At 44.7% G+C, this 19,334-nt stretch carries 18 protein-coding genes; 1 reads left to right on the top strand and 17 read right to left on the bottom strand.

Annotated elements, in window-relative coordinates; genetic code table 11:
- Positions 1-26: 26 nt before the first annotated feature.
- Positions 27-1,862 (top strand): selenocysteine-specific translation elongation factor, encoded by a 1,836-nt coding sequence (gene selB / locus VCA1004_RS02990; RefSeq protein WP_086982394.1) that lies wholly within the window; start codon positions 27-29, stop codon positions 1,860-1,862.
- A gap of 137 nt (positions 1,863-1,999) precedes the next feature.
- Here the strand turns inward: selB and VCA1004_RS02985 are convergent, their stop codons facing one another.
- From VCA1004_RS02985 to VCA1004_RS02905, 17 genes are all read right to left on the bottom strand, one after another.
- Positions 2,000-3,301 carry a sulfurtransferase gene (locus tag VCA1004_RS02985; RefSeq protein ID WP_086982392.1) on the bottom strand — a complete coding sequence of 434 codons (1,302 nt, stop codon included), beginning with the start codon at positions 3,299-3,301 and terminating at the stop codon, positions 2,000-2,002.
- 21 nt (positions 3,302-3,322) lie between these two features.
- A complete protein-coding gene (gene hypB / locus VCA1004_RS02980) occupies positions 3,323-4,441 on the bottom strand; it encodes a hydrogenase nickel incorporation protein HypB (RefSeq protein WP_086982389.1) in 1,119 nt (372 codons plus the stop codon).
- Positions 4,442-4,783 carry a hydrogenase maturation nickel metallochaperone HypA gene (hypA, locus tag VCA1004_RS02975; protein WP_086982387.1) on the bottom strand — a complete coding sequence of 114 codons (342 nt, stop codon included), beginning with the start codon at positions 4,781-4,783 and terminating at the stop codon, positions 4,442-4,444.
- Between the two features lie 29 nt (positions 4,784-4,812).
- On the bottom strand, positions 4,813-5,814 hold the full coding sequence (hypE, locus tag VCA1004_RS02970; protein ID WP_086982385.1) for a hydrogenase expression/formation protein HypE: 1,002 nt from the start codon (positions 5,812-5,814) through the stop codon (positions 4,813-4,815).
- A 149-nt stretch (positions 5,815-5,963) separates the two neighbouring features.
- The gene (gene hypD, locus VCA1004_RS02965) at positions 5,964-7,091 is read right to left on the bottom strand and encodes a hydrogenase formation protein HypD (protein WP_086982382.1); all 1,128 of its coding nucleotides are present in this window, start codon (positions 7,089-7,091) and stop codon (positions 5,964-5,966) included.
- A gap of 37 nt (positions 7,092-7,128) precedes the next feature.
- Positions 7,129-7,386 carry a HypC/HybG/HupF family hydrogenase formation chaperone gene (locus VCA1004_RS02960; protein ID WP_086982380.1) on the bottom strand — a complete coding sequence of 86 codons (258 nt, stop codon included), beginning with the start codon at positions 7,384-7,386 and terminating at the stop codon, positions 7,129-7,131.
- Between the two features lie 24 nt (positions 7,387-7,410).
- The gene (hypF, locus tag VCA1004_RS02955; protein WP_086982378.1) at positions 7,411-9,948 is read right to left on the bottom strand and encodes a carbamoyltransferase HypF; all 2,538 of its coding nucleotides are present in this window, start codon (positions 9,946-9,948) and stop codon (positions 7,411-7,413) included.
- Positions 9,949-9,960: 12 nt separating this feature from the next.
- Positions 9,961-10,545: a HupE/UreJ family protein gene (locus tag VCA1004_RS02950; protein ID WP_086982376.1), complete on the bottom strand. Its 585-nt coding sequence runs from the start codon at positions 10,543-10,545 to the stop codon at positions 9,961-9,963.
- A gap of 183 nt (positions 10,546-10,728) precedes the next feature.
- Entirely contained in the window at positions 10,729-11,565 is an 837-nt protein-coding gene (gene fdhD / locus VCA1004_RS02945; RefSeq protein ID WP_086982374.1) for a formate dehydrogenase accessory sulfurtransferase FdhD, read from the bottom strand.
- A gap of 73 nt (positions 11,566-11,638) precedes the next feature.
- Positions 11,639-13,675: a sigma 54-interacting transcriptional regulator gene (locus tag VCA1004_RS02940; protein WP_086982372.1), complete on the bottom strand. Its 2,037-nt coding sequence runs from the start codon at positions 13,673-13,675 to the stop codon at positions 11,639-11,641.
- Between the two features lie 108 nt (positions 13,676-13,783).
- Positions 13,784-15,928 (bottom strand): formate dehydrogenase subunit alpha, encoded by a 2,145-nt coding sequence (fdhF, locus tag VCA1004_RS02935; RefSeq protein ID WP_086982370.1) that lies wholly within the window; start codon positions 15,926-15,928, stop codon positions 13,784-13,786.
- A gap of 25 nt (positions 15,929-15,953) precedes the next feature.
- Positions 15,954-16,502, bottom strand: a complete 549-nt coding sequence (locus VCA1004_RS02930; protein ID WP_086982368.1) for a 4Fe-4S binding protein — start codon at positions 16,500-16,502, stop codon at positions 15,954-15,956.
- 259 nt (positions 16,503-16,761) lie between these two features.
- Positions 16,762-16,995 carry a hypothetical protein gene (locus VCA1004_RS02925; protein WP_126000518.1) on the bottom strand — a complete coding sequence of 78 codons (234 nt, stop codon included), beginning with the start codon at positions 16,993-16,995 and terminating at the stop codon, positions 16,762-16,764.
- A 10-nt stretch (positions 16,996-17,005) separates the two neighbouring features.
- Positions 17,006-17,479 (bottom strand): hydrogenase maturation peptidase HycI, encoded by a 474-nt coding sequence (gene hycI, locus VCA1004_RS02920; protein WP_269461544.1) that lies wholly within the window; start codon positions 17,477-17,479, stop codon positions 17,006-17,008.
- Entirely contained in the window at positions 17,472-17,933 is a 462-nt protein-coding gene (locus tag VCA1004_RS02915; protein WP_232012616.1) for a formate hydrogenlyase maturation HycH family protein, read from the bottom strand. The genes hycI and VCA1004_RS02915 overlap by 8 nt, the downstream gene beginning before the upstream one ends.
- Positions 17,914-18,747 carry an NADH-quinone oxidoreductase subunit B family protein gene (locus VCA1004_RS02910; protein ID WP_086982366.1) on the bottom strand — a complete coding sequence of 278 codons (834 nt, stop codon included), beginning with the start codon at positions 18,745-18,747 and terminating at the stop codon, positions 17,914-17,916. Before VCA1004_RS02910 ends, VCA1004_RS02915 begins: the two co-directional genes overlap by 20 nt.
- Positions 18,744-19,334: a formate hydrogenlyase complex iron-sulfur subunit gene (locus VCA1004_RS02905; RefSeq protein ID WP_086982364.1), complete on the bottom strand. Its 591-nt coding sequence runs from the start codon at positions 19,332-19,334 to the stop codon at positions 18,744-18,746. The genes VCA1004_RS02910 and VCA1004_RS02905 overlap by 4 nt, the downstream gene beginning before the upstream one ends.

The raw sequence follows: 19,334 nt of genomic DNA, 5'->3' as shown, positions 1-19,334 counted from the left end.
TTCGGTAAATAGGAAAGCCAACCACCATGCACGCATCTTCACCTTATCAGGCCGTTATCGGGTTAGCCGGCCATGTCGATCACGGTAAAACCAGCTTAATTCATGCACTTACTGGCATCATGACAGCAAGGGAACATGAGCAAACCTTAGGAATGACTCAAGATCTCGGGTTTGCCCATTTTGAAGACGGACAAGGCAATACCATTGGGGTAATCGATGTTCCCGGCCATGAACGTTACTTGCGTAATATGGTCGCTGGCGTGTGGTGCATTAACGTGTTGTTGCTTGTGGTCTCGGCAGATGAAGGCTGCATGCCAATGACGCTCACTCACACCAAAGTGGCAAAAGCCATGGGCGTTCAACACATAGTGATTGCGTTAAATAAGTCAGATAAAGTGAGTGCATCGCAACTGGCACAAAGGGAAGAAGAGGTTCTTGAAACCATTATGGATATCTCAGGGATCGTGCCCGATATTATCTCGGTCAGCGCGCAAACTGGGCATCAACTTGAAGCACTTAAAGCCTTGTTAATCGCCAATGTTCAAGCTTCATTGCCTCCGCAGCCTCAAGACGCTCATCCGTTTATGTATGTTGACCGAGCCTTTGTGGTCAATGGCGTCGGCACCATTGTTACCGGCACTTTAGCGCAAGGGCAACTGTCATTAGGCGATAAACTCCGTTGTGAACCCAGCGGTATTATCGGCACGGTTCGCTCCATTCAGACTTACAATCAACAAGTTGAACAAGTTCAAGCAACCTGCCGTGTGGCTCTCAATATAAAAGGGCTCTCTAAAAAGCAAGTATCACGAGGCGATCTACTTCTTGCGGTGTCTAATTCTGGAAAGCCAGCGTCTCAGCAGACACTTAATAGTGAGTTTATTTCACAAGATCAATGCATTGTACGCTTAGAAGCCATTGATGATACCAACACCCACCAGCGCAATAAGCAAGTCGAAGTCGCTTCAGGCAGTTGGCATGGTATGGCGCAACTTATCCCGATCCCCAATACTCAATTAGCGCGATTACTGCTTTCTCATGCTTTACCGCTCAGCTTTGGTCAACGCATGATGATCATTGAAAATGGCGGCAAACAGCTGTTATTTCAAGCGCAAGTCGTGTGGCGAGAATGGATCCCTAAATTTAAAAAACGGGCGATATATCAAGCCTTAACTGAACTGCCTGAAACGCTGACCCCTAATGCACAAACCGCAATGTTATTAGCTCTGCAAGGCTACTATCCGGCGTTGTTAACTCCTGATGCGCCTCTGTCAGGCTGTGTAACACTCGGTGAGTTTTATGTTGCCCCAGATTGGCAAGCCCAACAAAGCGAGAAGCTCTTACAACAACTTAACCAAGGTCACTCCTTATCGGCGCTGGAACTGGCTCATCAAGTGAAACTGGAGCAAAACATCGTCGAATCTTTGTTGCAAAAATTAAAAACCGACCAGCAAGTTCATCTCAATTATGGCAAATGGCATCACGGTGATGGCGCTAGTGAAGATGACTTACCTTCCCCTGCGCAGCACATTTTAAATCTAGCGCGAGAAGCTGGCCTTAAAGGATTGGAATTAAATAAAGTCGCTCTTGGCGAGGATAAAAAGTGGCTAAAACAACTCACTCATCAAAAATACCTCACTTCGTTAACCCCTGAGATCTATTTTGATATGCAGGTGTATTTAACGTTGGTAAAAGACATCATCGGCGACAAACAGCCTAAAGACACCACCAGCATTCAAGAAATGAAAGACATCACCGGGTTAAGCCGCAAATACATCATCCCTCTTGCCAATCGCATGGAAAAAGATGGCTGGATGCGACGAGATGATGAGCTCCGGATCATTCTCAAAGCTTGGACAGACTAACGCTTATCAGTCTTGAGGAAACAACAAACCGCAAAATAATGACAGTGAAGGTAAGAACCTCACTGCCATTTTTTAGATTGGATACTTATTTAATTAGATGTTTTGGGATTGGATATTACAAAAATAAATAGTGACGATTACTTCTGAATCGGGGCTTGTACCTCACCGGTTTCAACTGGGTTGTTCGGCTCGGCGCTCCATTCATACCAACCGCCATCAAACACACTAATCTGTTGCCAGCCCATTACATGAGCGTAGAAGAAGGCTTCTGAAGCTCGCCATCCCGTCCCGCAATAAAATGACACGTTTTGATCGGACTGAATTCCCCACTCCTTCCAAAATTGAGTGATCACTTTTTCGCTGATCATCGTATTATCAGGGTTATTAAAATCTTCCATGTGATAAGCATCCGATCCAGCATGCCCCCATTTAGATCCGCTAATCCGACCTTTTGGTTTGATATAACTATACCCACTGGTTTCACCAAGATATTCAGGCCAACTGCGGATGCTAACTAAAGAACTTCCTAGCTGATCGGCTAGGAGCTTTTTGGCTTGTGGAACATCAATATACAACTCTGGATGTAATGGAATTTGGGCACCGAACTTCACTGGCTGCGCGGAATTTTTTAGTGCCTCGGTTGGGTAATCTGCTTGTTGCCAAGCTTGCCAACCGCCATTAATTAAACGTACGTCCTTAACGCCTGCATACATCAAAATACTGGCGGCACGCGCGGCGGCACTTTGGTCACGACCGTATAAGATCACCGAAGAATCTTTATCGATACCAAGTGTGGCGATGGTTTTTGCCAACTGGCTATCGCTGACTTTATTCCATAACGGCTCTGACTCAATATCATTGGTATTGAGGTATAATGCACCGGGAATATGCGAGACTAAATATTTGACGGCAGGCCCCCAAGCCACCTCCACAATCTTATAATTAGCTTGAGGTGGATGCATCACTTGCTCCCCATCAATCAGTTTTTTCACCCACCAAACCGGTACTAAATCTTGGTAGTTAGCTAAGCTATCACGCTTCCCATCATAATAATGAATCGACTGCGCTATCCCATGCACCTGTTGAAAGCCTGCTTGCTTTAATAAACTAACGGTTGTGTGTTGCGCCTCTTGATCGCAATACACATACGTCGGTTTATTCTTATCCAAATGATTGAGGTGAAATAACGCCTCTTGTTGAGTCGAGGACAGGCTGGTTAACCAACTTGGCTCAATATTACTGGCATTGGGAAAGTGCCCTCCACGAATATGGTAAGCCGGCAGATCCCAGCCGTTATAAATATTACTCGAACGACAATCAATCACTTGCGTTTCACTGGCAGGCTTATCAGCTAACTGCTCAAACGTGGTAGCTCCAGCCGGAAAAATCGCCGCCATAGAAAACATAACGGTGGCGATATGTCGGTAACTCGTTTTCATTTTCGATCCTTTGCTTGGCGATTACAGTGACTTGATATTTTGTTCCAGCCAGCTTAACCATGCTTCAAACCCTTCGCCAGTGGTCGCTGAGACGCTTAGGACTTGAATGTTAGGATTGACTTTACGAGCATTGGCAATACATGTTTCCACATCAAAATTAACGTACGGTAATAAATCAATTTTATTGATGATCATAAGCTCAGAGGCCGCAAACATATTAGGGTATTTCAGCGGCTTATCTTCCCCTTCGGTAGTGGATAAGATCGCAACTTTGCATTTTTCCCCCAAATCAAAACTGGCAGGACACACTAGGTTGCCGACATTTTCAATAAACAGCACCCCTGATTTCGGTAAAGACAAATCGTGATAAGCCTTGTGGATCATATCCGCATCTAAATGGCAGCCCTTACCAGTGTTCACTTGAATAGCAGGTACTTGGGTTTCACGAATACGGTCGGCATCATTACTGGTTTGCTGATCCCCTTCAATCACCGCGCAATGAATGCGATCTTTGATCAGAGTAAGGGTTTTCGTCAGAAACGTGGTTTTACCTGAACCAGGGCTAGACACCAAATTCAATACTAGGTGTTGATTTTCAATGAAGTGAGCACGGTTATGTTCTGCGACATGATTATTTTGCCCTAAAATATCTTGCTCTAATTGAATCAATTGACGTTGAGGCACTCCCGCCACATGCACTTGAGCTTCCCCTTTGCCGTAATGCAAATCACCATTATTGGCAATATGAGGTTGATGCTCATGCGGCTGAGAATGGGCCGCAGCGGCATGATGGTGCGCCGTGTGTTCACCTTGTGGCGCGAAATCGCCATGAGAATGAGTGTCTGCTTGATGGGATGGCATCGCGGCGACGGTATAATGAACATGATGATGCACATCGCCTTGGTGATGATAATGATGGTGAATCACCGTAGGGGGTTGAGGTTGTGAAGCGGCATGAGGATGAGCATGGTCGTGGTGCTCATGATCATGATGAGCGTGATGATGACCGTGGTCATGTCCGTGAGAATGGGGATGCTCATGGCCGTGTTCGTGATGGTGTTCATGGGGGTGAGAGTGCTCGTGCCCTTCATGAGCATGCCCTTCAATTGTTGCATCGCCGCAACCGCATACATTACACATTTACGCTACCTCAATATATTTTACTTTCAATTCTTCGCCAGTTTCGATTAACAGTTGATACCCCTGGCAAATAGGACAGGCATCTTGATGCATCGCAATCGACACACTCTGATTGCATTCCGCACACCACGCCGTGGCCGCGACGGTTTCAATCGTAATTTTGGCGCCTTCTGCCACCGTTTCACGTGCGGCAAATTCCAACCCTGTACGCAATGACTCATGCTCAATACAAGACAAAGCCCCCACCGTTAACACGATGCCAGTCACCTGGTTCACTTTGTGTTTTTGAGCTTGCGCAACCACCATATCAATGGTTTTTAAGCTAATTGATAATTCGTGCATGGTGATGACCTACTTTTAAAACAACATGATTAACAAATGCGTGGCAATAACTCGCCAACCGGAAAATCCAAATAGCGGCGACTGCCCCAAGGACTGGTTAAGATCGGTTTACAAGGCATCGCCTCAACTACCTGACCAATCACACTAGCTTGAGGTTGAAAACGCTGCAAAATCGCCAAAGCACGCTCAGCACACTCGGCGGGAACCGCTAATACGAAAGTACCTTCATTGGCTAAATCAAACGCTTCAAAGCCAAATAGCTCACACACGCCTCGTACCGATTCACTCACTGGAATATCACTTTCATGTAGCTGCATTTGAACTTGAGAACACTGACACCATTCATTTAACACTGCCGCAATCCCACCTCGTGTGGCATCTCGCATGGCATGAATATCAATCTTCTCATTCAGCAGGGCTTCTACCGCTGGCCACAATAGATCACAATCTGATTGAATCGCGTGCTCTAAACGCAGCGCTTCACGGTCAGCTAAAATACTGGCCCCATGACAACCGACATCACGCGACACCAATAACACATCATTGGCTTGTAGATTGGCCGCTGAAATACCAGATTGTTGAATTTCACCGACACCGGTGGTGTTAATAAATACTTTATCTGCCGAGCCTTTCGGCACCACTTTGGTATCGCCACACACCACTTGTACAGAAATGCGCGCCATCTCGTGGGCCATCGTCGCAACAATGGTTTCTAATTCGGCGATCGCCATCCCTTCTTCAATGATGAAGCTGCAGGTTAAGTATTGGGGTTTGGCCCCGACCATCGCCAGATCGTTACACGTTCCCGCTACCGCCAATGAGCCGATATTTCCGCCTTGGAAAAACAAAGGAGACACGGTAAAACTGTCCGTGGTCATGGCTATTGGCCCATTAATCTCTAACGTGGCGGCATCTTCATCACGTGACAAAATAGGATTATTGAATGCTTCAAAAAAGAGTCGATGAATGAACTGATTCATTTCAAGGCCGCCACCGCCATGGCTAAGTTGCACGTATTCATGAGATTTCATATTAAGAACCGTTCGCTTTTTAACAAATTAACTGTCACCATTCACACAACTGAATGGGCTTTATATTGAGTTAGAGACTAATTGAGTTATAGGCTAATTGAGTAATAGACTAAGCCTGCCTGCCCCACTTTATGCTTGAGACTTCCTGATCATAAAATAGACGCGTACTTATAATACGCATTGCAAGCCCCTTCCGAGCTCACCATACAGCTTCCCATTGGACGCTCGGGCTTACACGCTCGACCAAAGACTTTACAATCCGGTGGCGTTGCTAAACCTCGTAAAATATCGCCACAACGACACACTTTATGATCAGCAATTTCGTGATGAGGCAAAACTTCGGCAAACACCACTTCGGCGTCCATCGAGGCCAACTCATCTCGTAGTCTCAGTGCCGATTGCTCAATATGTCCAAGGCCACGCCAGTTAAAGTTGTCACGAGTGACAAACACTTTATCCATCAATTGTTGCGCGGCGACATTCCCTTCATAGCTAACCGCACGGGTATATTGCACCGCCAGTTGTGCTTGCTTGGCGACGGCTAACTCAACCAATTGCAGCACCGACGCTAGAACATCAACCGGTTCAAAGCCCGCCACTACTACAGGAACTTGGTGTTTATCGACCACCGATTGATAAATTTTGGAGCCGGTAATCACGCTCACATGTGAAGGGCCGATGAAGGCATTAACCGGTGTTTGTTCATCCGCTAGAACGGCGTGCATTGCTGGTGGCACTAACACATGGTTGATATGGAAAAATAAATTGGTTAATTGACGGGCTTGCGCTTGTTGAACTAAGACTGCGGTCATTGGCGTAGTCGTTTCAAAACCGATAGCAAAATACACCACTTTTTTGTCTGGATTTTGCTGGGCAATTTTTAGCGCATCCATAGGGTCATAGATCGGCTCTACTTGCCCACCTTGCGCGCGGCACTGCGCCAAGGACATTTTAGAACCCGGCACACGGATCATGTCGCCCAAGGTCACTAAAATCACCTCGGGCATTTGCGCCAAAGCAATCGCATGATCAATACGCTCTTTCGGCATAATACAAACCGGACAACCGGGGCCGTGTACAAAATGCAGTGAGGCCGGGAGTAATTGCTTCAAACCATATTTCATGATGGTATGAGTATGGCCACCACACACTTCCATAATGTATAGAGGTTCAATTAAATCTTGCGCTTTGCGTGCAATATTCTCTGCTAACGCTTTGACTAATTCAGGTTGACGAAAAGCTTGATAAAGATCGGCGACCGAGGAGTGTTGAGACATAAAACCTTCTTAAACAATATCAAAAACAAACAAGCGCTTAGGACAACAACATGTTGATGTCATCTTTTTCCATTTCTGCAATGAGTTTCTTATAGGTTTCAATGCTTTCCATTGCTTCTTGATAATCAATTTTACTGATAGCAAAACCAACGTGGATCAGTAAATGATCTCCAACGGCAATCGGCTCAGAAATTAAATGTGTACTGATTTCTCGGGTCACGCCTAGGGTGTCCACCACCGCCGATAAGCTCGCCGGATCAAAAGACACCACCTTAGATGGAATACATAAACACATAATAACCTCAATCGTTTAACGACATCATTGTTGATGAATGGAGTACCAAAGCTGACCTGCCGCAATGCCAGCATCATTGGTGGGAATGGTTTTATTTACATACCATTGACGGTCAGCAAGAGAGTGCGGAGCCAATTGCGCTACATATTCCATGAACACTCGGTTTTGACACACGCCCCCTGATAGAGCCACCTCATAATCGGGAAAGTGCTGGCAGATCGAGAGCACAGCCTGTGCCCACGCCAGACAAAATGCATCACACAGTTGATTGACGGTGTGGTTTGGTTCTTCCTTATGTTGCAACGTGTGCTCACTGTGCTGCAACGGTTCCGGGCCGTCTTGCAACTCCTTACTGCCTTGCAAGACTGCTATCGTGCGCTGTAACGCTGGCAGCCAATCCAATTGCCAACCGCAGTGGGCATCATCTTTAGCTGCGCTTACCTCGGCAGTTTGGTTTCGCTGCTGGGTTTTGTTTATTGAGTGACTTGCGTCTATCGCTTGCCAAGGCAGATCCAATTCCAGTGCATCCAAGGTTTTGGCCTTGTGCTCAGCCTCTCGCTCATTAGAAAACCCAGATGATTGACGAGTGCGCTGCGCCGCTTGCGCCCCCGCTTCGATCAATAACCCACTTTCCCCTTCATAATCTAAGTGGGAAAGTAATCCTAACAACACCGCCCAAGCATCAAACAGACGCCCTGCTGAGCTACAAAGTGGAGAGTGGGTTGGGTTTTTCCATAATAAATATAAGTTTAAAAACTTGCCTTCAGTCCACAATTCAAAAGCGGATAAATGCATTGCCTGAATCTCAGCCGGAGAATAAGCTTCAAGCAATAAGGCATACAGCAAACGCGCTGGCTCTTGAATGGCTTGATGGCGACCAATCAAGCGAAAACAACGAACATGAGCTACTCGTTGATAATCATGCACATCCGCCACTAATACTTCGCCGCCCCACACGGTTTCATCGTCACCAAATCCGGTTCCGTCTAACGCGATCCCCAGTAGTTTATCGGTCAATTGGTGCTCAGCCATTACCGATAAGATATGCGCATAATGATGCTGAACGCTGTGAGCGCTTTGACAAACTGCTGCGTGAGTTGCCGCTACTTGCTTGAGTGCATACTGATGAGAAAAATAATGAGGATGCTTATCCATTACCCATTGGGTGGCTTGGCTGACATATAAGTGTTGAAACCAATCAATAGTGCTCATAAAGCGTTCTTGGGTGTCAAGGTCATCCAACTCACCAAGATACGGCGATAACACCCAACGATGATGATGGGCAAATGCAAAGGTCGATTTTTGTTGTGCCCCAACCGCTACCGTTGTGGGCAGATTGCGCTCTAAATAAAAACTTAACGGCGCATAACCACGAGCTAAACGTAATACTCGCACTTGGTTTGCCACCACTTGAACCAAACTATCATCACAGGCTTGGATTATGGGGCGATCATGGTCAAGCACCCCATCTAACTGATCGCTAAATTGCCCCCAAATTTGCCCGCACTCAGTGGCAATAGGGATTCCAGAACGATTTGCACTGGTCATCACTAAAGTTTGCGATGCGCCCATCTGCTCTAAAGCATCAAACAATAAAATATGCAGCGGCGTATAAGGCAGCATCACACCAAGGTAGGGATTATTATGCGCCACCTGAGTTGCCAAGCTCAGCGGAGCCTCTTCATCAAGAAGCTGTTTTTTCATCAAAACAATCGGCGCATTTTGATGGTTTAAGGTTTGCCATTCGAGTGTATTGCCCACCACCCAAGATTGCGCCACCGCTTGGTTTGCTACCATGACCGCCAAAGGTTTACGTTGACGCTGTTTGAGGGTTCTGATCTTTTGCACCGCCGAAGCTTGAGTCGCATCACAGACCAAATGAAACCCTCCCAATCCTTTAAGCGCAATCACGCCACCTTCAGCAATCACTTGTGCAGCCTTCAATAAAGCAGAATATTGCTGAGCAAGCGCTTGGCTAGGCTTAAGATAAAAGGACAACTGTGGGCCACATTCAGGGCAACTGATCGGTTGAGCGTGGTAGCGCCTATCCATTGGGTCACGATATTCCTGAGCGCATTGCGGACAGAGTGGAAACTTGTGCATGCAGGTATGCACTCGATCGTATGGAAATTGTTGAATGATGGTATAACGAGGGCCGCAATGAGTGCAGTTGGTAAAAGGGTAGTGATAGAAACGAGATTGGGGATTTAAAATATCATCACGGCAAGCCAAACAAGTCTTTTTATCTGGCGAAATATCAACATCCATCTCCCCTCGCTCATGACTTTCTCGTATTTCAAAATGCTCAGGTAACGCAGAATCTACAGTCAATATTTGAGAATCAATGCTGTCAATGCGAGCCAAAGGAGGAATTTGCGTGTGAAATAATGCGATAAATTGTTCAATCTGCGCTTTAGCACCTTGGACCTCAATGTGTACGCCACTGGTCGTATTACACACCCACCCAGTTAACCCTAACCGAGTGGCAGATTGGTATACAAAAGGTCGAAAACCCACCCCTTGCACAATACCAGTAATTTTTAGATAGTGACGTACAAGCATCTTGAGTATCTCTTATGAAATCAATAAAGATCCGCCAAGTAATGCCATGATCCCGCCGGCAATTCTTGCAAACACACGGTTAGAAGTTAAATACAGACCCGCTTCACCAATCGCAATCCCGGTTAAATGTAGAGCCGCAGTTGAAATCACAAAACCACTAAAGTAAGACAGAGCTTGAGAGTCTAATGGCATTTCTGCACCATGGGCTAAGCCATGAAAAGCGGCAAACGCCATGATCAAACCAGTCGCTAATTTTTTAGACATGTTAGCGCCCGAAATCAGCATAGAACCCATCGCAATCACAGAAATAGCAATCGCAACTTCCATGCCCGGTAATACCAGACCGCCCATACCAGCAAGACCACCAATGATCATCACACCCACAAAGGCTAATGGCATGCTCCAACGAGCCGAGCCACCAAACAAGGAAGCCAAAATACCCACCGCAATCATCACGCTTAAGTGATCAAGCCCTGTAATTGGGTGCATGATGCCACTTTCAAAACCATGGCTACCTAAATGCAAATGACCAGGGTGAGCCATGGCTAAAGGCGAAATTAATGTCAACAGCGCTGGAATTAATGTTATTTTTTTCATAATACTATTTCACTCACATTATTTGATTATAAAAATAAATTACCTTTCATTGAAAAACCCTCAAGAAAAGCAAAAGAATATTAAAATACAAGGGTTTAACCAGCATTTTAACTGATGGTAAATTTAAGTTTCCCTTTATTATTGAAAACTTAAATTTCAAAACTTATTAATAATAAAAAACCATTAACTTATTATTTCTCCCACGATACGTTGCGGGTGAGAATATATTTCTGCGCGACCTGAACGACAAAATCCACCTAAGGTTAATTGACTGGAAGCTGCTAATTCAATTGCCATTTGTGTGACGGCTGAAATAGCAAATAAATATTCAATACCAGCACAAACCACTTTTTGTACCATTTCATAACTGGCACGACTGGTGACAAAAATGGCTCCGCCTTGATAATGATGGCGCACAATAAAACCAATTAATTTATCTAATGCAATATGACGCCCCACATCTTCAAAAATCGCGATCATTTTCCCTTGTTCATCACAATAAGCCGCCGCATGCGAGGCACCCGTTTTATGATTGAGTTGTTGCAGTTGTGACAACTCACGAAATGCTGGTTGCAAGGCATTGATGTTGTATTGACTACGAAAAGGGACGGTAGGCAGCAACTGGCACACTGAATCTAATTTTTCCGCACCACAAATACCGCATCCTGTTACGCCAGCTAAACTGCGCTGTTTATTTTTCAAATGATTAAGACAACGATTTGCGACCTCAATGTGTAACGTAATACCTTGTTTGCTATGCGAAATCTCAATATCGTGAATGTCATGATAATGAGTAATAATTTGATTGGTATAGGCAAAACCAATGGCAAACTCTTCCAAGTTAGTTGGGCTGCACATCATTACCGTATAGGCAATCCCATTAAATTCAATGGCGACCGCTGTTTCTTGAATCACAGATTGCGATTGGCTATAACAGGCTTGGTTAGGGCGATAACAAGTGACCTCAGTCGTTGCCGTATCGGGAAAAACCTCACTGTCCTGTAACTGTTCAAGTGCCATATAACTCTGCCTAGTTGCTGTTGATTTACGGTCTCTGTTCAAGATTGATGTCTGTATAAATTGCCTGCCGCCATTAAGCTTCTGACAAGTAATCGCTACTGGTAATACCCATTTTTTGCATGCGTGAAAGTAAGGTGGTGCGTTTTAAGCCTAACCGCTTAGCCGCTCCTCTTTCTCCGGCAACGATGCCATTACACGCACGTAAACTTTCTAGAATATCTTCTCGCGATAACTCTTTCTTACAGCCGTTTTCTTGCGGTATGTTGAGTGGCTTGTGGTTACTTGCGGGTTGAACCTTTAAGCCCATTTTGACTAAATCATTCATCGGGACATGAAGAATATTACCGCGCGTTAAGATCACGCAGCGCTCAATAAAATTACGTAGCTGGCGGACATTTCCAGGCCAGTCTAAACTCGATAACGCTTCCATGTCTTTATAAGCAATCTTAGTAATTCCTTTCCCCATCTTTTTCGAAAGAACACGAGAAAAGTGTTTAATAAGCAATGGGATATCTTCATTTCGCTCACGTAATGGTGGTATTTCTATTGGAAAGATATTCAAGCGATAATAGAGATCACTGCGAAACGTTTTGTCTTGGATTTTTTCCAGTAAATTGGCATTGGTCGCGACCACAATGCGCACATCCACTGGGATCAACTGATTCTTCCCTACCCGCTCAATCTCACTTTCTTGTAACACCCGTAATAATTTAGGCTGTAACTCCATTGGCATTTCACCAATTTCATCTAAAAACAACGTGCTTTGATTCGCTTGTTCAAATCGGCCTACTCGCTGAGTCACAGCTCCGGTAAAAGCGCCTCGTTCATGACCAAATAATTCACTTTCAAACAAGCCACTCGGCACCGCTGCACAGTTCATTTTGACCATTCGTTTATGATTACGGCGGCTCATTTTATGGATCGCTTGAGCAATCAATTCTTTGCCAGTACCGGTCTCGCCTAAGATCAAAACCGTGCTATCACAATCGGCCACCATCGCGACTTGATCCAAGACTTGGTTCATATTTTCGCTTTGGCTAATGATGTCATCAAAGATTTGGTAGTGTTGATAAGTGTCTTCGATCTCAATGTATTCTGAGACCGGCAAGTTCTTTTTAACTTCTTTGAGTTTCAGCAAACTGTGCATGGCTAAAGCAACACGAGCGGTGATCTGCTGTAATAAATCGAGATCTAACGGCTGTTGCTGGCGAGTTTTATCAATCGCATACAGCAAAAAACCATGCTTGCTACTGCGAAAAACCAAAGGAACTAAAACCGCTTGTTCAATGCTTTTATCCAGTAATAACGACGGCGATTGCAGTTTTAAATTAGCGAGCTTTTGTTCTGAAAAAATAGCCACTTGGTCATTTTCAAGTACTTGTATAAAACGGTTATCCGGTTGAAAAGTATGTTGAAAATAAGCCGTATCCGATAACTGGCTATAACGTCGTTGCGTAAACCCAAAGTCAGGGGTTGGGTTTAATAACGAGATTTCTTGGATCGGGAAATGGGTATTTAAGCAAGCCATCAACGAATGAAGCAGAGATTCAATGGTGCTTTGGCTGATCACAGCGTTAGTCACATCCACCAATAATCGGTCTTGTTGTTGTCTTTCTAAGTCGATGTTGGGAGAGGCAATCTCATGTTCCAATATGTGTGATACATAAGCCGCTAACATACTTGTCAGTAAACCAAACTGCTTTTCATGCTGAATGTTAGGGTTAATGAATTCCAACATTCCAAATGAATGAAAGGCATTATTTAACGGTGTTCTTACATAGGTTTTGATGTCGGGATAGGCGTCGTGTTCTTGATGCTCAGGATAAGATTGATAATAACTTTCCTCATGATGTATGGAAAAATTATTATCAATATAATATTGGTACAAATCATCATCTTGATAGAAAACATTTCTTTTTACACAATTGTTATCATCGAGATAATACACATCGACTTTATTTTCAACATGATCTACCAACACCATGTTAATTTTTTTAACATCTAAAAACTCGCAGCCCTTTTTATTTAAAAAGCGAACTAAATCCTCGGTATCTAAAATAGATAACATGGAACGAGAAAATAACATTAATTCTTTTATTGTTTTGTCCATGATCGCTCACAAATAAAGGCTTACTGATTCATTGTTACAAATTATCAGCAAGCCTTCATTGATCTTAAATAAATTAAACTTAAACGATAAATCCCTTAAGTAAATTTATTATGCTTTTTCAACGTGTGATTTTAATCGCGCTTTCATTTCACTATATTCGGTTTGAACATAGTTCTCTGCCCACGCTTGATCATCAATCACTTCAACTTTAACCGCACAGTACTTAAACTCTGGTGTGTTCGAGATCGGGTCAACATGTTCAATCGTTAACTCGTTACACGCTCCAATCCACCATTGATAAGTCATGTACACTACGCCTTTATTAATTCGTTCACTGCAACTCGCACGAGAAATGACTTTACCTCGACGAGATGAGATCCAAATTAATTGCTGATCTTTGATACCAAAGGCAGCAGCGTCATCCGGGTTCATTTGTACGTACCCCGGTTCATCGGCCAATGTTGCTAAAGCCGAGCAGTTCCCTGTCATCGAACGACAAGAGTAATGCCCTACTTCACGTACCGTTGAAAGGACAAGTGGGTATTCTTCATCCGGTTGTTCTAGCGGCGGACGCCATTCTGCGGCAATAAATTGTCCTTTACCTGATGGCGTGGAGAACTTATTCCCTTCAAATAAGAATGGAGTACCTGGGTGGTCTTCCGTTGGGCAAGGCCACTGTACCGATTTCAACCCTTCCATTTTTTCATAGGTTGCCCCAGCGTATAACGGTGCCAATGAACGCAACTCATCCCAAATTTCTTGAGTGTTGTTGTAATGCATTGGATACCCCATACGAGTGGCCAATAAGCTGAAGATTTCCCAATCTGGTTTTACATTTGGTGGCGGAGTAATCGCCTTGTAAAAACGTTGGAAACCTCGGTCTGCACTACTGTAGACACCTTCATGCTCACCCCAACTGGTTGCAGGGAAAACCACATCCGCTAACTCAACGGTTTTGGTCATGAAGATATCTTGCGCAATCACTAACTCCATTTTGCTCAACGTTTCACGCATCGCATTTAAGTCAGCTTCGGTTTGCGCTGGATCTTCACCAAAAATATAGAATGCCTTACAAATGCCTTCTTCTACTTTGTGACCAATTTCGGTTAAGCGATAACCCGGTTTATTCGACAATTTCACGCCCCAAGCTTTTTCAAACTTGTCACGAATCGCATCGTCGGTTACCGATTGGTAGCCTGGGAATTGGTGCGGCAACATCCCAAGGTCACAAGTACCTTGTACGTTATTTTGCCCACGTACCGGCCCACAACCTACCCCTTCACGACCAAAGTTACCGGTCATTAAAGCGAGGCCAGCCAGACCACGAACCACATCCACGGCTTGTCCGTATTGTGTTACCCCCATGCCCCATAGGATCATGGCTTCACTTGCTTGAGCGTAAGTTCTTGCCGCTAAACGTAAGTCCGCAGCGTTTACGCCCGTGATATGCTCCACTTTTTCAGGGGCATAATTTTTCACTACATCATAGAAAGCATCAAAGCCTTCTGTGTATTGCTGTACATAGTTTTTATCGTACAGCCCTTCTTCGATTAAGGTATAAGCCATGGCATTCACGAGTGCCATGTTGGAACCATTTTTCAGTGATAGCCATTGATCGGCGATACGGGCAGATTCAATCTTACGAGGATCGACCACGATAACTTTAGCGCCGTTTTCTCTGGCTTTAATAATATGACGGGCAACGACTGGGTGAGAATCTGCCGCGTTATATCCGAATATGAGCAAACATTTGGTTTTTTGAATTTCGGGAATCGCGTTGCTCATTGCGCCATTACCTACTGTTGACTCCAGACCGGAGACTGATGGGGCGTGTCACACCCTCGCGCAGTGATCGACGTTATTCGTCCCGATCGCCGCACGTGCAAGTTTTTGCATAACGAAGTTGGCTTCGTTACCTGGACCCCGAGCAGAACCCGTGGTCATAATGGCGTCTGGGCCATATTTCGCTTTGATTTCGTTGAGCTTAGTCGCTGCAAAATCCAGTGCTTCATCCCAAGAAACACCTTCTAACTTTCCGCCTTTTTCACGGCGAATCATCGGTTGTTTTAGACGGGGAGTCAGCAAATTAGTATCGTTTAAGAAATCCCAGCCATAATACCCTTTCAGGCATAATTGACCTTCGTTTGTACGACCATTTGCAGCTTCCGCGCCCACTACCTTGTTATTTTCAACAAGGAGTTTGAGTTTGCATCCCGTACCGCAATACGGACAAACTACGATGGACTTTTTCATAATAAACCTTCTTTAAAACATTCCATTAAAGATTAATAGCCAGCGCACTTAAGGCCGCGGCTTCGCGTTTATCTTGGCTAGATTGTTTGAGTTCATCAGGGTTAATAATGCTGATGGCTCCTGTTGGACAGACACGTACACATTCAGGCCCCCCGGCTTGGTGTGCACATAAGTCGCATTTAAGAGCACGAGAACGTGGCACTTTACGTTTAAATAACGCACCGTGACCGTTGTCTTCTTCCACCATTTCTGTCACAACATTCATGGCACCATACGGGCAAGCAATCACGCAGGTTTTACAACCAATACAACGAGATTGAATGACTTTAATGTGACCATCTTCGTGAACAATGGCATTGTTTGGGCAAACTTGAGCGCAAGGCGCATCGTCACATTGACGACACATCACTGGCGTTGAAACATTGACGTTTTTAACCAGTTGTAGCCTTGGAACAAAGCACTCTGTGCTATCAAGTGTCCCGGTATTATTTTCTTGGTGAGAAATCGCACACGCGATCTCACAAGTGCGACAACCAATGCATTTATTGGCGTCGGCAAATACAAATCGGTTCATGTAGCATCCTTAATCGAATAAATATCAGCGAGTGTTATTGATATCGTGACTTATCGACGCTGATATTACGGAAAGAGTTAATCCCACACGTTTAGTAAGCATATATCATGCCAAAAAATAGATTAGTGATAAGGGCATGATTTTCATAAAAGAACGATGAAAACTTACCCGGATAGCTCTGTCTTTTTGACGTAAGCGCTCGCAATACTGTCGAATTCGACACTTGTGTCGACACCAAGCTCTTTTTTAACAGCATTTATCAAACCACATGATGATGCGTATCAAAGGGAATACCAATCACACTAATTAGGTGATCAGAAATTGCGCGGGAAAAAGGCTTGAGAACAAGGCGGAAATTTCCGAGTCTTTTACAAGCAGGGATGATCAGATAAGGCCTACGCTTGGTGTCACCAAAACGCCGCTCACTAAAATAAAAAAGCCCACCGAATAAGTGGGCAAACCAACACTGAATGACGCCAATACTTTGCAGCATTGACCCCCATTTAACAGTGTTCAAAAGTAGCGTATTGTTGCCAATCGCTAAGTGCGTAATGTATTTGTTCTACCGCGTCTTTCACCATATCGGTTAACGGCGCATAAAATGCCACAATCGCGGGTTGAATCCCCACAAAGGTGACATCAGGTATAAAGGTTTTCAATTCATCAATTAAGAAGTTAAGCGGCAAACTGTGAGTCGACACCATGAACATATCATTGATGGTATCCGATTCAATAAAGCGAATTTCGCCAGGCTTTTCACCAAAATCGGCGGCATCCACCACCACCACTTGCTTAGGTTTGATTTTGCGAACTTGATGAAGGCAATCTTCTGGCATAGTGCCACCTTCAATGACGGTCCAGCCTGCCACCGGTTGTTCTCGGCATAAGGTCGCTAAGAGAGGCCCCGCCCCATCATCGCCCATCATGCTATTGCCGACAGTAATCAAAATTCGCTCAGCGGAAATAGACTCAGTCACGGTGAGTACTCCTGATCATAAGGTACATATTCGGTTCATTATAAATCGCAGTTAAGATCGCAATCAGCCCTTGCGTAAGCTGCTGTGATTTCTCCGTTTGAGTGTTTGCCTCAATCGCATCAAAGGCTAACGCCAACATATTAATGTGCTCTGGCATGATGGTGATTTCACCAAATAAAAAGTAGCCATACATTTTACGGTGAGCTTCACTGTCCGTTGGCAAAGCAGAGATCCAGGTTAAATACTCCTCTCCGCTACAGTTCATTTCCGATTTTAAACAATCGACCACGCCTAAATGATGCCCAATACCTAAGCTGTAATACATAATATGTTGTGCTTCTGGTGGGACTTCTTTGTCTTCAATAAACTTACGGCTTAAGCGATAAAAGTCCACTTGATTGGCAAGATTACGCAGCTCAGTGCTCGTCATTGTTTTATTTTCCAGAACAGCCATGGCAGCCTCCATTGACCACGCCTGAGTCATCAGTCCCTGTCAGTTGCTGCATCACTTTACGCATTAAGCGATCCACAATTTCAGTTAAACGCGGGTCGTTTTTCTGCGCGAGATAAGCTTTTACATTGGCATCAACATTGGTTTGATCGCAATTGGCTAACACGTCCATTAAGTCATTGGAGATATGTTTACCATGACGATAACCCGCCAATAGACGAGCTTCATGTTCAATCATGACGCGAATATCCAACGGAATGCCGGTGTGACGTAAGGTGATCGGCTCTTGCTCTGGATGATGCGTTTTGGCCTGCATTTTTTGCTCTAATAAGCCTAAAGCGACAGCAAAACCATATAGGGTTGCAGCAGGAGTGGGAGGACAGCCCGGAATGTACACATCGACAGGCACAATTTTATCTGTCCCACTCCACACGCAATATAGGTCATGAAAAATACCGCCATCACAACCACAAGCTCCATAAGAGACGACAATTTTAGGATCAGGCGCTGCCTCATAAGCTCGTAATGCTGGGCCTCGAGTGGCACGAGTCACCGCACCAGTAAACAATAAAATATCCGCATGGCGAGGAGTGGCGACCACTTTAATCCCAAAACGCTCAGTATCATAAACTGGCGTCGTTGAGGCAAAGATCTCAATTTCACAGGCGTTACAGCCACCACAGTCCACACGATACACATAAGCGGAACGTTTAATTTGCTTTAATAACGCGCCTTTAAGCTTTTCATGTTCAGGAGAAACTTCCATCGGCACAGCTTGAGTATGTTGAGTGCCATTAATTTGCTTTATGCCTTTCATGCTTGGTCTCCTGTGTGCTGAGTGGTGGATGATTCCGTAACATCGACAACGTGAATGTAACGATGACTGGCTAGGTTTTCGCCGTCTAACATATTGGCTTTACGACGACACTCAGGACAGGTTTCCAATTGTAAGCGACGCATCTTGAGCTGCTCACCGGTTACTCCCGATTGCTCTAGGCTTGCCAAGGTATATTCCAACAGTTTTTTGGCAACAAAAGGTCGTTGGCAACAAGTGCAATTATGCAAATGAAATTCAGCCTGCTCATACAGATCGGCTTTGTTAGTCACGGCCAATTCAAACTTTTCTGACAGCTCGATGGCATGCGTTGGGCACACTTCTTCACAGCGACCACAATAAATACAGCGGGCTAACGATAATTCCCACCGACGCAAGCCGGTAGTTTCATCGGTTTCCATGATTAAAGCATTGGCAGGACAAGCTCGAGTACAAGCCCCACAAGCAATACATTGATTGGCATTGAGCTCAGGCTTACCTCGAAAGTCCTCTTGTACTTCAAAAGGTGCAAACGGATATTTAGTGGTTGCATCCCCTGTTTTAAAGACGGTTTTTAATAACTTAAACAT

Origin of the sequence: Vibrio aphrogenes (assembly GCF_002157735.2) — a bacterium.
GTDB classification, from domain to species: domain Bacteria; phylum Pseudomonadota; class Gammaproteobacteria; order Enterobacterales; family Vibrionaceae; genus Vibrio; species Vibrio aphrogenes.
The sequence above is the reverse complement of the archived record's forward strand: the minus strand, read 5'-3'. Positions and strand labels throughout refer to the sequence as shown.

Bases quoted from the DNA above. Each gene is read 5' to 3' on its own strand.
- selB (WP_086982394.1), top strand. From the start codon at position 27: ATGCACGCATCTTCACCTTATCAGGCCGTTATCGGGTTAGCCGGCCAT.
- VCA1004_RS02985 (WP_086982392.1), bottom strand. From the start codon at position 3,301: ATGAAAACGAGTTACCGACATATCGCCACCGTTATGTTTTCTATGGCG.
- hypB (WP_086982389.1), bottom strand. From the start codon at position 4,441: ATGTGTAATGTATGCGGTTGCGGCGATGCAACAATTGAAGGGCATGCT.
- hypA (WP_086982387.1), bottom strand. From the start codon at position 4,783: ATGCACGAATTATCAATTAGCTTAAAAACCATTGATATGGTGGTTGCG.
- hypE (WP_086982385.1), bottom strand. From the start codon at position 5,814: ATGAAATCTCATGAATACGTGCAACTTAGCCATGGCGGTGGCGGCCTT.
- hypD (WP_086982382.1), bottom strand. From the start codon at position 7,091: ATGTCTCAACACTCCTCGGTCGCCGATCTTTATCAAGCTTTTCGTCAA.
- VCA1004_RS02960 (WP_086982380.1), bottom strand. From the start codon at position 7,386: ATGTGTTTATGTATTCCATCTAAGGTGGTGTCTTTTGATCCGGCGAGC.
- hypF (WP_086982378.1), bottom strand. From the start codon at position 9,948: ATGCTTGTACGTCACTATCTAAAAATTACTGGTATTGTGCAAGGGGTG.
- VCA1004_RS02950 (WP_086982376.1), bottom strand. From the start codon at position 10,545: ATGAAAAAAATAACATTAATTCCAGCGCTGTTGACATTAATTTCGCCT.
- fdhD (WP_086982374.1), bottom strand. From the start codon at position 11,565: ATGGCACTTGAACAGTTACAGGACAGTGAGGTTTTTCCCGATACGGCA.
- VCA1004_RS02940 (WP_086982372.1), bottom strand. From the start codon at position 13,675: ATGGACAAAACAATAAAAGAATTAATGTTATTTTCTCGTTCCATGTTA.
- VCA1004_RS02930 (WP_086982368.1), bottom strand. From the start codon at position 16,502: ATGAACCGATTTGTATTTGCCGACGCCAATAAATGCATTGGTTGTCGC.
- VCA1004_RS02925 (WP_126000518.1), bottom strand. From the start codon at position 16,995: ATGCTGCAAAGTATTGGCGTCATTCAGTGTTGGTTTGCCCACTTATTC.
- VCA1004_RS02915 (WP_232012616.1), bottom strand. From the start codon at position 17,933: ATGGCTGTTCTGGAAAATAAAACAATGACGAGCACTGAGCTGCGTAAT.
- VCA1004_RS02910 (WP_086982366.1), bottom strand. From the start codon at position 18,747: ATGAAAGGCATAAAGCAAATTAATGGCACTCAACATACTCAAGCTGTG.
- VCA1004_RS02905 (WP_086982364.1), bottom strand. From the start codon at position 19,334: ATGTTTAAGTTATTAAAAACCGTCTTTAAAACAGGGGATGCAACCACT.